Source organism: Kribbella sp. NBC_00359, assembly GCF_036097425.1.
In the GTDB taxonomy this organism is placed as follows: domain Bacteria; phylum Actinomycetota; class Actinomycetes; order Propionibacteriales; family Kribbellaceae; genus Kribbella.
Map to the genome: position 1 here is coordinate 5031419 of NZ_CP107975.1, position 12910 is coordinate 5044328.

At 68.9% G+C, this 12910-nt stretch carries 12 protein-coding genes; 8 read left to right on the top strand and 4 right to left on the bottom strand.

The window, feature by feature from the left end; all coding sequences use genetic code 11:
- Positions 1–118: 118 nt before the first annotated feature.
- The 5 genes from OG876_RS24755 to OG876_RS24775 all read left to right on the top strand — a co-directional run bounded on the left by OG876_RS24755 (position 119) and on the right by OG876_RS24775 (position 5144).
- Positions 119–1030, top strand: a complete 912-nt coding sequence (locus OG876_RS24755; protein WP_328519012.1) for a ParA family protein — start codon at positions 119–121, stop codon at positions 1028–1030.
- Positions 1015–1395, top strand: a complete 381-nt coding sequence (locus tag OG876_RS24760) for a hypothetical protein (RefSeq protein WP_328519013.1) — start codon at positions 1015–1017, stop codon at positions 1393–1395. Before OG876_RS24755 ends, OG876_RS24760 begins: the two co-directional genes overlap by 16 nt.
- A 2-nt stretch (positions 1396–1397) precedes the next feature.
- Complete coding sequence (locus OG876_RS24765) at positions 1398–2381, top strand: segregation and condensation protein A (protein ID WP_442914190.1); 984 nt, start codon at positions 1398–1400, stop codon at positions 2379–2381.
- A 239-nt stretch (positions 2382–2620) separates the two neighbouring features.
- Positions 2621–4420: an SMC-Scp complex subunit ScpB gene (scpB, locus tag OG876_RS24770; protein ID WP_328519014.1), complete on the top strand. Its 1800-nt coding sequence runs from the start codon at positions 2621–2623 to the stop codon at positions 4418–4420.
- Entirely contained in the window at positions 4410–5144 is a 735-nt protein-coding gene (locus OG876_RS24775) for a pseudouridine synthase (protein ID WP_328519015.1), read from the top strand. The genes scpB and OG876_RS24775 overlap by 11 nt, the downstream gene beginning before the upstream one ends.
- Positions 5145–5215: 71 nt before the next feature.
- Here the strand turns inward: OG876_RS24775 and OG876_RS24780 are convergent, their stop codons facing one another.
- Positions 5216–6157 (bottom strand): hypothetical protein, encoded by a 942-nt coding sequence (locus OG876_RS24780; protein WP_328519016.1) that lies wholly within the window; start codon positions 6155–6157, stop codon positions 5216–5218.
- Positions 6158–6283: 126 nt separating this feature from the next.
- Here OG876_RS24780 and pafA point away from each other — a divergent pair, with 126 nt between their 5' ends.
- From pafA to OG876_RS24795, 3 genes are all read left to right on the top strand, one after another.
- On the top strand, positions 6284–7645 hold the full coding sequence (gene pafA, locus OG876_RS24785; RefSeq protein WP_328519017.1) for a Pup--protein ligase: 1362 nt from the start codon (positions 6284–6286) through the stop codon (positions 7643–7645).
- Between the two features lie 106 nt (positions 7646–7751).
- On the top strand, positions 7752–9044 hold the full coding sequence (locus tag OG876_RS24790) for a GNAT family N-acetyltransferase (protein ID WP_328519018.1): 1293 nt from the start codon (positions 7752–7754) through the stop codon (positions 9042–9044).
- A gap of 143 nt (positions 9045–9187) precedes the next feature.
- Positions 9188–10162: an FKBP-type peptidyl-prolyl cis-trans isomerase gene (locus OG876_RS24795; protein ID WP_328519019.1), complete on the top strand. Its 975-nt coding sequence runs from the start codon at positions 9188–9190 to the stop codon at positions 10160–10162.
- Between the two features lie 55 nt (positions 10163–10217).
- On the opposite strand, the gene OG876_RS24800 is transcribed toward OG876_RS24795, so the two are convergent.
- The 3 genes from OG876_RS24800 to OG876_RS24810 form a co-directional block, all read right to left on the bottom strand.
- Positions 10218–10664: a hypothetical protein gene (locus OG876_RS24800; protein WP_328519020.1), complete on the bottom strand. Its 447-nt coding sequence runs from the start codon at positions 10662–10664 to the stop codon at positions 10218–10220.
- A 76-nt stretch (positions 10665–10740) separates the two neighbouring features.
- Positions 10741–11733 (bottom strand): hypothetical protein, encoded by a 993-nt coding sequence (locus tag OG876_RS24805; RefSeq protein WP_328519021.1) that lies wholly within the window; start codon positions 11731–11733, stop codon positions 10741–10743.
- Positions 11730–12803 (bottom strand): DUF3866 family protein, encoded by a 1074-nt coding sequence (locus OG876_RS24810; protein WP_328519022.1) that lies wholly within the window; start codon positions 12801–12803, stop codon positions 11730–11732. The genes OG876_RS24805 and OG876_RS24810 overlap by 4 nt, the downstream gene beginning before the upstream one ends.
- Positions 12804–12910: the final 107 nt, after the last annotated feature.

Here is a 12910-nt window from a genome sequence, read left to right on the forward strand (position 1 = left end):
ACCGGCACCAGCGCAACCGGCAGCAGTGCAACCGAACGAGGCACAACCGAACAGCACCACCTCTCCGCGCCCGGCGCAGCCGCAGCGGAACCTGACCCCACCCGACAACTATGCGGAGATGCCGAGGCCGACGGCCAAGCTCACCGCGGAGGACATCGCACCTGTGAATGACGCGCACGGTCCGAGGAACAAGATCGGACCGACCGGCCGGCCGGTGCCCGACCTGCCGATGCCGCAGCGGCCGACGAAGACCGGGCCGGCGCAGGTGATTGCGATGTGCAACCAGAAGGGTGGCGTCGGCAAGACCACCACCACGATCAACCTCGGCGCGGCGATCGCCGAGACCGGTCGCAAGGTGCTGCTGATCGACTTCGACCCGCAGGGCTCGGCCTCGATCGGCCTCGGCGTGCAGCCGCACGACCTGGAGCTGTCGGTCTACAACCTGCTGATGCAGCGCGACATCACCCCGGACGAGGTGATCCGTCCGACCCGGGTGGAGAACCTCGATCTGCTCCCGGCCAACATCGACCTGTCCGCGGCCGAGGTGCAGCTGGTCCAGGAGGTCGCCCGCGAGTACACCCTGCAGCGGGTGCTCGAGCCGATCGTCCCGAACTACGACGTGATCTTGATCGACTGCGCGCCGTCGCTCGGCCTGCTCACCGTGAACGCCCTGACCGCGTCGAACGGCATCGTCGTACCGCTGGAGTGTGAGTTCTTCGCGCTCCGCGGGCTGGCCATGCTGACCGACACGATCGGCAAGGTGCAGGACCGGCTGAACCCGAAGCTGGAGATCGTCGGCATCCTCGGGACCATGTTCGACGGGCGTACGACGCACGCCCGCGAGGTGCTCGACCGGGTCGTCCAGGCCTTCGACGAGCGCGTGTTCCACACTGTCATCCGGCGTACCGTCAAGTTCCCCGAGACCACGGTCGTCGGCGAACCGATCACGACGTACGCCCCCTCGTCCCAAGCGGCTACCCAGTACCGCGACCTTGCCAAGGAGGTGCTGGCGCGTTGTCCCGCCGGGTGAGCCTGCCAGGTGCCAGTGAACTCTTCGGGGGTGCGGCACCGAAGCAGACCAGACCCGAGAAGCGCACCACCACTGACGGCCCGGCGCCGGGCGGAGTCCGCGCGCGCACAGCCGTCGTCGACGACCGCAAGTCCAGCGGTCGGGTCCGGCACGACACGAAGATCACCGTGTACGTGACGGAGGAGGAGCTGCTCGGCCTGGAACAGACCAGACTCGCGCTGCGTGCCGAGCACGGGTTGATGGCCGACCGCGGCCGGATCGTCCGCGAGGCGATCGACGTCCTGCTGGCCGACTTCGTCGACCACGGGCCGGACTCGGTGCTGGTACGGCGGCTCAAGGCCGCGGAGCTCAAGGGCCCGGAGTGACCGTGTCCTCGGACTCGCTGCCCTTGGACCTGCCCGCCACCGACGGTGGGTCCACTGTTGCTGAGGGCAAGGGGTTCAGCGTTCACCTGGTCAACTTCGAGGGGCCGTTCGACCTGCTCCTGCAGCTGATCAGCAAGCACAAGCTCGACATCACCGAGATCGCGCTGTCGGTGATCACCGACGACTTCATCGCCCACATCAAGGCCCTCGGGCCGCAGTGGGACCTGGACCAGACGTCGGAGTTCCTGCTGATCGCGGCGACCTTGCTGGACCTCAAGGCCGCTCGGCTGCTGCCGAAGGGCGAGGTCGAGGACGACGAGGACCTCGCGCTGCTGGAGGCGCGGGATCTGTTGTTCGCGCGGCTGCTGCAGTACCGCGCCTTCAAGCAGATCGCGGCGCTGGCGCAGGAGCGGATGGCGCTGGAGGCCCGGCGCTTCCCGCGGGCCGTCGGGATGGAGCCGCGGTTCGCGGAGTTGCTGCCGGAGGTGCTGCTCGGGATCGACCCGGCCGGACTGGCCGCGCTGGCAGCACGTGCGCTGGCGCCGAAGACCGACGTACCCGAAGGTGTGTCACTCGCCCACCTGCACGCGCCGACGGTGACGGTCCGCGAACAGGCCGTGGTGATCGTGGACCGGCTGCGACGCCAACGCAGTACGACGTTCCGCGCGCTGGTGGCCGATTCGCCGGACACCGTGACGACGGTGTGCCGCTTCCTTGCCTTGCTGGAACTCTTCCGCGAATCGGCGGTCATCTTCGACCAGGTGACGCCGTTGGGCGAACTGACCATCCGCTGGACAGGCACCGACGAGGGCGAGATCGACGTCTCCGACGAGTTCGACGAGGAAACCAAGCCCGAGCCCGAAGACGGCGAGGCCCCCGTGGTCTCCGACGAAACCCCCTTCCTGGAACCCGGCGAACCCCGCACCGAAGAAGACGAACCCGCCCCCCAGCCGACCCAAGAACCAACCGAGACGGCAAACCAGTGACCGAACCAACCCCCACCGACCCCCCCAAGCCCCTCCCCTTGGAGACCTTGGCCGCCGAACCCGCTACAACCCCCACCGACCCGGCTGCAGACCCAGCACCCGCCACCGCCCCCCAGGACGCAAGCCCAACCACGCACGCAGCGGATGCACACCCCGAGGCCAGTCCCACGGACCACGCCGACGCGTCCGCCGAGGACACCGCCCCCGAGCCCGCGGACGCAAGCCCCACCGCGCAGGCCGTGGGTGCACACCCCGAGGCCAGTCCCACGAACCACGCCGCCCCGTCTGCCGAGGACACCGGCCCCGAGTCCACGCCCACCAACTCCGGCGACAACACGTCGGCCTCCGCGGACGACGTCGTACGGGGTGAGGACGTACGAGGTGAAGACCTAAGAGGTGACGTTGTAGCGGCTGACGTGGTGCCAGGTGACGGCGTACCGGATGACGTCGTGCCGGCTGACGACGTACCGGCTGACGACGTACTGGCTGACGACGTGGTGGGGGATGAGGACTACCTGCTGCCGGGGCAGACGGAGGTGCCGGTCGGCGACGAGGTGGTGATCGACGACGACACCATGCGCCGGGCGCTCGAGGCGATCCTGATGGTGACGGACGAGCCGCTGCCCGTGCTGACGCTGGCCCGCGCGGTCGGCCGCCCGACGGGAGATGTGTCGGCGGCGCTGGCGACTCTGGCCGAGGAGTACACCGAGCAGGGCCGAGGATTCGACCTGCGTGAGGTGGGTGGCGGTTGGCGCTACTACACCCGCGTCGAGGCAGCGCCGTACGTCGAGCGCTTCGTCCTGGACGGCCAACAGGCACGCCTGACCCAAGCCGCCCTCGAAACCCTCGCCGTGGTCGCGTACAAGCAACCGGTCAGCCGCGCCCGCGTCTCTGCCATCCGCGGCGTGAACGTGGACGGCGTCGTCCGAACCCTCATAGCCCGAGGCCTGGTAGAAGAAGCCGGCGCCGACACCGAGTCCCAGGCAACCCTCTACCGCACCACCTCGTACTTCCTGGAACGCATGGGCATGCAGTCCCTCGACGACCTCCCCGAGCTGGCCCCCTACCTCCCCGACATGGACGACATCGAGGACGAACTAGCCGCCCAAACCCTCCCACCCACCCCCGAAGCCTCTCCATCCGAAGCCGACAACCCGAGTACGCCGTCCGCCGACCAAGCTGCCGCAGAGGAGTCCGCTACGGCGCGTGAGTCCGGTACGCCGTCCGCCGACGAACCTGCTGCGGACGACCTGGCCAACCCGAACCCCGGCATCGACGGCGATCTCACCACCGAGCCGACCGACCCCGACGAAGCTGAGCCGACGCCGACCCACGACGCAGAGGCGGGCATCGACGGCGATCTGAGCGTCACCGAGCCGATCGGCCCCGAGGACGAGCCGGGCCACGCCGAGATCGGCCATGAGCTCGAGTCGGCCGCCGACGATCGGGTGGAGTCGTCGGTGGATCAGCTCGCCGCCGACGCGGAGCCAGCCGGCGAGGCCGAGCCAGCCGATGAGGCTGAGCCAGCCGACGACGCAGGTGCGGGCATCGATGGGGATCTGAGCGCCACCGCGCAGGCCGGCCCCGAGGACGAGCCGGGCCACGCCGAGAACGGCTATGAGATCGAGTCGGCCGCCGACGATCGGGTGGAGTCGTCGGTGGATCAGCTCGCCGCCGACGCGGAGCCAGCCGGCCAGGCCGAGCCGAATCCAGCCGAGGACGAAGAGACCGGCATCGACGGGGATCTGAGCGCCACCGAGCCGGTCGGCCTCGAGGACCAGCCGGGCTACGCAGAGACTGGTGATGAGATCGAGCCGGCTGACGCGATGGTGTCGTCGTCGGGCGCTGACGAGTCCACCGCCGATGTGAGGTCGGTGGACGACGTGAACGAGCTCACCGACGGAGCGGGCTCGGTGGGCGAGGCTGAGCCGACGTCGGTGGATGTCGTGGATGAGCCCGCCTACGGAGCCGAGCCGTCGGGCGAGGACGAGTCGGTCGGGCGTGCGGCGGCGGAGTTGGGTGTGCGGGATGGGGGATGACACCGGGATTCGGTTGCAGAAGGTTTTGGCTCAGGCGGGGGTGGCTAGTCGCCGGAATGCCGAGCTGCTGATCGAGCAGGGGCGGGTTGAGGTGGACGGGGTGGTGGTGACCGAGTTCGGGGTGCGGGTGGATCCTGAGGTTTCGGTCATCCGGGTGGACGGGGAGCGGATCCCGCCGGTCAGCGCTCACGTCTACCTCGTACTGAACAAGCCGCGCGGCGTGGTCACCACGATGTCGGACCCAGAAGGCCGTCCGTGCATCGCGGACTACGTGCAGGATCGCCCGGAGCGCTTGTTCCACATCGGCCGCCTCGACACCGACACCGAAGGCCTGCTGCTACTCACCAACCACGGCGAATTCGCCCACCGCCTCGCCCACCCGTCGTACGAGGTCTCCAAGACGTACGTCGCCGAAGTCGAAGGCAACGTCAAGCCCGGGGTGCTCCGCAGACTCCTCGACGGTGTGCAACTCGACGACGGCCCGGCCCAAGCCGACACGGTCAAGGTCATCTCCAGCATCCGCGGCCGCACCCTCATCCAGATCACCCTGCACGAGGGCCGCAACCGGATCGTCCGCCGCATGTTCGACGCCATCGGGCACCCGGTCAAACGGCTCACCCGCACCGCCATCGGCCCGGTCCGCCGCGGCAACCTCCACACCGGCGAGCTCCGCCCCCTGGACCCCAAAGAACTAGGCCAACTCCTCGACATCGTCGACCTCTAGCCCGGTCCGACCAGCCCGGGCCGACCAGCCCAGGCCGACCAGCCCAGGCCGACCAGCCCAGGCCGACCAGCTCAGTCGCCGTACAGCGGTGGGGCTTCTGAGCCGCCGGCGTAGTAGCGGAAGTAGGTCTTGTCGGAGAAGGCGGCGAATGTGCTGCCTGCTTGGCCCAGGCCCTTGATGACTGTTGCCGTGCCGCTGGCGTGGCCGACGGCGTACAGGTAGGCCGTCCGGGTGTCCTTGTCGATGCCGAGCAGCAGAGTGCTCTGGTTGCCACACCTCTCGGCGATGAGCGTGTCGAAGGCCTGCCAGGTCGACGCGCGGACCTGCTTCACGACCGGTGCGCCGGACAGCGGGATCCGGATCGTGTAGAGCGCACCCCCGCGCGTGTTGGCCAGGAACGTGTCGTACGTCCGGGTCTGGCTGATCAGAGCCATCGTCTTCACCGCGGAGTACCCGGTGTACGTCGCCTTGTTGCGCCACACGTGCTGGTCCACGGTCCACCGGCTGATGACGCCGCCGCGCAGCGCATACGTGTTGGTGCGTCCGGAGTACCTCGACTCCTCGAAGTACGTGAACTCCGGAGTCCAGCCGCCGCCGACCCTCCATCGCTTGTTCGAGGCGGGGTCGAGCTCACCGGTGGTCTGGTCGATCACGTAGTCGAACCCGTACAGATCGTTGACGATGGTGACGTAGCCGCTTCGCCGCAGGCCGGCCGGCGGGTCCGGTTCCAGGCCGACTGCACTCGCGAGCCGGACCTGGTCGACCGGGAAGAGGCCCTTCGGGCCGACGGTCGGCTGCGTCGTCGTGACCGGCGAGGTCGCGGTGATCTTCTGGAACTTGTGATCGCCCGGGACCGTCACTGCGCCGAGGCTGAGCGAACAGGCCGCGGAGGCGAGCACCGCGCCGGCCTGCGCCGGTCCGGGCAGCAGCGAGGCCGTCAGCAAGCCTGCTCCGAGCAGTGCTCCCGCGGTGCGCATCTTCTTCGTCAACATATGCAGCTCGATGCCGATCACAGGCGAAAGGTTAGGGCTCGAACGCCCGAGGTTTGGCGCCTCCGGTCGCATCAATGGGGTAACACCGGGGTACGGCGCGCCTGAGACTTGTCCCGGTTGTCGGAGCAGCGCCGTAGTGTGGGTGATGTGAACCGGCGAATCTTCGGTCTGGAGAACGAGTACGGCGTCACCTGTACCTTTCGCGGTCAGCGCCGACTGACCCCCGATGAGGTGGCGCGGTACCTGTTTCGGCGGGTTGTGTCCTGGGGGCGGAGCAGCAATGTCTTCCTCCGCAACGGGGCCCGGCTCTACCTCGACGTGGGCTCCCATCCGGAGTACGCGACCGGTGAGTGCGACTCGGTCACCGACCTGATCGCGCACGACAAGGCCGGTGAGCGGATCCTCGAGGGTCTGCTGGTCGACGCGCAGAAGCGGCTGCACGACGAGGGCATCTTCGGCGACGTCTACCTGTTCAAGAACAACACCGACTCGGCCGGCAACAGCTACGGCTGCCACGAGAACTACCTGGTCAGCCGGCACGGCGACTTCGCCAAGCTCGCCGACGTGCTGATCCCGTTCCTGGTCACCCGGCAGCTGATCTGCGGCGCCGGCAAGGTGCTGCAGACGCCCCGCGGCGCGGTCTACTCCGTGTCCCAGCGTGCCGAGCACATCTGGGAGGGCGTCTCCAGCGCGACCACCCGGTCCCGCCCGATCATCAACACCCGCGACGAGCCGCACGCGGACGCCGAGCGGTTCCGCCGGCTGCACGTGATCGTCGGTGACTCGAACATGTCCGAGACCACGATGCTGCTGAAGGTGGCCAGCACGGATCTCGTCCTGCGGATGATCGAGGCCGGCATCGTGATGCGCGACCTCACCCTGGACAACCCGATCCGCGCGATCCGCGAGATCAGCCACGACATGACCGGCCGCCGCGAGGTCCGGCTGGCGAACGGGCGCGAAGCCAGCGCCCTCGACATCCAGGGCGAGTACCTGAACAAGGCGCGCGACTTCGTCGACCGCCGCGAGCTCGGGACGCCTGCGGTCGAGCGGGCGCTGTCGCTGTGGGAGCGGACGCTGAAGGCGATCGAGTCCGGCGACCTGTCCGGGATCGAGCGTGAGATCGACTGGGTGATCAAGTACCGGCTGATCGAGCGCTACCGGTCGCAGAACAACCTCGGCCTGGCCAGTCCGCGGGTCGCGCAACTCGACCTGGCGTACCACGACATCCACCGGCCGCGCGGCCTCTACTACCTGCTCGAGCGCAAGGGCGCGGTGACCCGGGTGGTCGACGACCTGCGGGTCTTCGAGGCCAAGTCGGTGCCGCCGCAGACCACGCGGGCCCGGCTGCGCGGTGAGTTCATCAAGCGCGCGCAGGAGCGCCGCCGCGACTTCACCGTCGACTGGGTGCACCTGAAGCTGAACGACCAGGCCCAGCGGACCGTGCTGTGCAAGGACCCGTTCAAGTCGCACGACGAGCGCGTGGAAAAACTCATCGCCAGCATGTAGGGGTGAGAGGTGCGCGCACGACGAGCGCGTGGAGAAGCTCATCGCCAGCATGTAGTCGTCGGCTAAATCACGTGTCCGGTCGGCGGCCGCGGCGTAGAACATCCGCATGGCGATCGAGATCCGGCCGGTCACCCCGGCCGAGACCAGGGAGTACCTACGCGTCCTGCCCTACGTGAACGGCCTGCCCCAGGAGGAGCCCGAACCATCCGCCTGGTACGCCGGTCACGCTGCCTGGCCACCGCAGGTCCCCGCGACCGAGGAAATGCTGGACCAGTACGTCGAGGAGGCGCAGAGCGACTGGTTCCGGCCACAGGCCGCGTTCGTGGACGGCAAGATCGCCGGCGGGTCGGCGATCGTGTCGGTCCAGGTCACGCTGCCCGGTGGGCGCCAGGTTCCGCTCGGCGGTGTCACATCCACCGCGGTGCTGCCGACATACCGGCGACGCGGGCTGTTGCGGAAGATCATGACCGCGATGCTGGACGACTGCCGGCAGCGTGGTGAGTTTCTGGCCGGGCTGAGTGCGAGTGAGGGCACGATCTACGGCCGGTACGGGTTCGCTCCGGCGACATTCCAGCACCGGTGGGAGGTACGTCGTACCGACGCCGACTTCCGTGCGGCCTTCGCTGACCCGGGTTCACTCGAGCTGGTGGACGGTTCGGTCGCCGCCGGCGTTTGGCCGGTCTTGCACGAGCAGGTGCGGGCTGTGCGAGTGGGGGAGATCAGTCCGCTGCCCGGCAAGTGGGACGGCCTCGCGACGGGTGGTCTGCCACCGGACGGCTCCGGACCGGCGCATCACCTCGTGCATCGGGACCCCAGTGGTGATGTCGATGGTGCGGCGTTGTTCCGGCTGCCGTGGTCGCCGGACCCTGAGCAGGTCGGCGTACTGCAGGTCGAGGCGTTTGAAGCGCTCACCTTGGATGCCTACCGGGCGTTGTGGGGACTACTGCTCGACTTCGACCTCACCAAGCGGGTTGTCGCTGCCAGGCGCCCGGTCGACGAACCACTGCGCTGGATGCTGACCAACCCCAGGGCGCTGAAGCTCACGCGGACGCGTGACAACCTCTGGCTGCGGATCCTCGACGTACGAGAAGCACTGGAGGCTCGCACGTACGCCGCCAGTGGTTCGCTGATCCTGGATGTGTCGGACGACCTGTGCGGGTGGAACGCCGGGCGCTGGCGGCTGGATGCCTCGCCGGAGGGAGCTACCTGCTCGCCGGCTGAGGAGTCGGCAGACATCAGCCTGAGCGTTAACGAATTGGGTTCGCTGTACCTCGGTGGGGTCCGCGCGAGTGAGTTGGCCCACGCCGGGCGGATCGGCGAACACCGCACCGGGGGTGTAGCCCTGCTGGACGCTCTGTTGCGACCGGACCGTGCACCGCACAACGCAGTCGGCTTCTGAGCGCTGTGACTGTACGTGGTGTGATGCAACGGTGACTCGGGCGGCCGGTGGCACGGTTGGACGTGCAGGCTAGGGTGGGCGGCGTTGTTGCCCCTGAGTCGAGCGGCGCGGAGCGCGTCGGGATGTATCGAGGTGCTGGTTTCGTGCGCAAGTTGTTGAGTCTGGTCGCGGTTGCGGCGCTGGGGGCGTCCCTGGTTGCCTGCGGCTCCGATGGTAAGTCCGATTTCGGGGCGGGCGGGGTCAAGGTGACCTCGGACTTCGGTCAGAAGCCAACCGTCACCCACCGCGAAGGTGACCCGGACAAGACGCTGGTGACCGAGGTCCTCAAGGAGGGCGACGGGCCGGAGGTCAAGAAGGGTGAGCTGCTCACCGCGAACTACCTCGGCCAGATCTGGCGCGACGGCAAGGTCTTCGACAACTCCTACGACCGCGGTGCGCCGTCGTCGTTCCCGATCGGGGTCGGCGGGGTCATCTCCGGTTGGGACGAGGGCCTGGTCGGGAAGAAGATCGGCAGCCGCGTGATGCTGTCCATCCCGTCCGACAAGGGCTACAAGTCGACCGGCAACGAGCAGGCCGGCATCAAGGGTGACGACACGCTGATCTTCGTCGTCGACCTGGTCGGTGCGGCCGCCAACGACACCCCGCTGGACGCGAGCGCGGTTCCCCCGTCGACGCCGACCAAGATCACCGTCAGCGGCCCGCTGAACGCCGAGCCGAAGGTGACGGTCGCGGCCGGCACCAAGCCGCCGGCGAAGCCGGGCAAGCCGGTGGTGTTCGCGCTCGGCAAGGGCAAGCCGATCGAGAAGGGCAGCCAGCTGATCGGCCGGTACGTCGTGTACGACTACACCGGCAAGAAGCAGGCCAGCACCTGGGACGGTCAGCCCGCCGCCAACGGCCAGCCCGCACAGCCGGGTGCGCCGACCGACCAGCTGCAGGTAGGCCCCGGCCCGTCCGGCCAGACGGGTGCGCTCGACGGTCTCGCCGGCATCCCGATCGGCAGCCGCGTCCTGGTCGAGCTCCCGCCGTCGAAGGACCAGGCAGGCAAGGCGATCAACGCCTTCGCCGTGATCGACATCCTGAACGCCTTCCCGGCCCCGAAGCAGCAGCCGGGCCAGTAGTACAAGCGTTCTGAGGGCCGGTCTCCCGAATGGGGGGACCGGCCTTCGGCTTGTGTCAGTGGTGGAACCAGCGGGCGGTTTGGGGATGAAGGGTGAGGGCCAGGGCGGTCAGGACCGCGGTGAGGTGGACCCAGCGGAGGACGGCGATGGTGAAGAAGGTGGCGGACCAGTCGACGGTGGAGAGGTCGCCGTTCTGGATCAGCCAGCCGATCGGTTCGGACACCAATGACGCGACCCCGACCGTGCCCAGAAGCCCGGCCACCAGATAGCGGGACCACCGCACCCCGCGCCGGAAGTAGCGGTCGATCACCACGAACAGAGCGCCGTAGATCACCGCACGTACGGCGATCTGACCCGCGAGCGACGACGGCGAGGCACCGTCGCCGTACGCGTGCATCACCTGGACCACCGTCTCCGCGACGCCCGCGCCCACGGCGACGAGCCAGAGGGACGTGGCCCAGCGAGCGGTGAGTGGGGCTCCCGCAGGAGCAATGGTTGCCATGCTTCCAGCGTCGCCGCAGAAGCCGTCCGGATCAGGAGTACTGCGACCACACTCCAGGTGGACCTATATCCACCGCTCAGCCGCGCTCCAGCCCTGTGGTCCGGTCCTGCGTCCGCACAGCCGCCGCCCCGGTCGCGACCGGCGTCGAGGCACCCGTCACGATCGACTGAGTGCGCCCCACATGCTCGTAGAACGCCTGCTGGCCCGCAGCGTACGCCATCACGTCGATGTCCTGCGGCAGCCTCAGGGCCTCCCCGAACACCCGGGCATGCGACGCCACCAGCAGCGTCCGGATCGTCGCATCGCCACCGCGCTCGTACTCCGGTCCCTGGTACAGGAAGTACTGCGCTTCCACGAACGCCAGCCGCTTGGAGCGATCCGCGAACAGGTCCGTCCGCCCTGCTGCCCGCTCTCCTTCGAGATCGGCGAGGATGCTGAATGCCTCACGCTGCAACGCATGCCGATCGCGCTGCTCGCCCGTCACCGTGCAGTAGAACCCGTCGATCGGCCGCTCGAAACCGGACGCGGAGGCAGCCAGCCCGCCCCGGATCAACTGGTTCCCGGCGATGATCTCCCCACTCGGCACCTTGACCCGGTTCTGCAGTACGTCGCTGGTCGGCGCCTCGGCCGCGAACCGCGCCTCGATGATCGTCGCGAGCCGGGCCGACAGCCGGCTCGCCGGCGTCGTGATGCCGCTGGTGATCACGCCTGTCTCGGTGTTGACCCGGCCGCCCTCACTGCGCAGGCCGCGGCCGAACTTGTCGACCATCGACTGGTTCGCGGCGATCGGCGTGCGGTACTGCTCGAGCTCGGAGTTCGGGCTCCGGCCCTCGTCGCGGTGCGCGAGCTGGAACCGCCACTCCGCGAGGTTGCGGTACAGCTGGACGAAGGCGGCCGCCCGGTCGATCGGCGACGTCGCGGCGTCCAGCTGCGGCCCGAGCCACTCCAGCGACTGGTTCGCGGCGGCGGCCTGGAACTCGGCGAACCGGCCCTGCTGGTCCCAGAACGCCGGGTTGCTCGTCTTCTTGATCAGGTCCGGCGTCGGGAAGCTCGCCGCGGTGATGATCACGGCACGTCCACCAGACCAGCCGCATGCCGGCCGGCCGCGGCGGCGGCTTCGAAGTAGGCGCGGTCGCCATCGAGGTCGCGGCCCATGGTGGACAACTTCACCGGTGCGGCCCGCATGGCCTCGTACAACCCGTCCACTCCGACCCGCACGACCCGGTGCCTGGCCTTGAGCGGCTCCGCTGCGTCCCGTACGGCGTCGCCGAAGTCGCCCGGCAGATCGGGTACGACGACATCCGCCGGCTGCAACGCGACCCGGCCGTACGCGGTCAGACTGTGGTGCGAGATCCCCCGGTGCCGTGGTCGCGGGTCAGCCTCCGAGATCCGCAGCGACGCCACCGCCCGCCCACCCAGCGTGCCGACCGCGTTGACCGCCTCACCCGACTGCACACCCGAGAACCCCCAGCGAGTCCCCGTCCCGAGATTGCCCGGGCCCTGCGTCAGTACGACGAGCTCCGCCGACAACACGTGTACGGCGGTCAACAGCCCGGTGTGAACCGTCACCGCCTCACGATCCCCGCCGTACGCCTGCCCGACGGTCACTGTCCCGCTCAGCCAGCCACTGTCCCGCAGCGACGCCACGGTCCGCGAAAACGCGAGTGGTAGCGCCCCACCGTCGGTCATGACATACACAACCCGGGTTGTCGGCCGAGCCTCGTACACACCGGCCAGCACGGCGGGCAGTGCGGAGTGCAGGTCCGCCACGACCACCGGCGTACGGAACAGGTCGTCCGCATCCCGCAGTACTTCGTGATCCGGCGAGTCCTGCTCGTCCGCACCCATCACCATCGCCTGCAGCGGCGTGTACCGCGCCTTGACCAGGTGACCGTGCTCCGGCGGGTCGGCCGGCAGCCGGTCCGGTACGGCGACCACCAGCGCGTACCCGCCCGTCCCGAGCCCGCGATCGAGCGCACCGACGTTCAGCAACACCCGGTCGCCGGGGACCGGCGTACCCACAAGGTCTGGATAGGCCAGAGCGCGCACAGGCTGCGCACCGACCATCACAGTCAGTTCGACCGCACCCGCCCAGCTCCGCCCGATCTCACGCACCACTCCGTCGCGCCACCGAATCACAGGGCGACACTAGCGGGATCCTGGACCTCTACCGGCGGGTCGAACCCGTGTTCGAAGGTTTCGGTGCGGCAGGGCGGGTTTGACGCTCGAAGGCCGTAAGGTGGTCG

What these genes read in the sequence shown, in the direction of transcription:
- OG876_RS24775 (WP_328519015.1), top strand. Translation starts at nt 4,410, where the DNA reads ATGGGGGATGACACCGGGATTCGGTTGCAGAAGGTTTTGGCTCAGGCG.
- OG876_RS24800 (WP_328519020.1), bottom strand. Translation starts at nt 10,664, where the DNA reads ATGGCAACCATTGCTCCTGCGGGAGCCCCACTCACCGCTCGCTGGGCC.
- OG876_RS24790 (WP_328519018.1), top strand. Translation starts at nt 7,752, where the DNA reads ATGGCGATCGAGATCCGGCCGGTCACCCCGGCCGAGACCAGGGAGTAC.
- OG876_RS24755 (WP_328519012.1), top strand. Translation starts at nt 119, where the DNA reads ATGCCGAGGCCGACGGCCAAGCTCACCGCGGAGGACATCGCACCTGTG.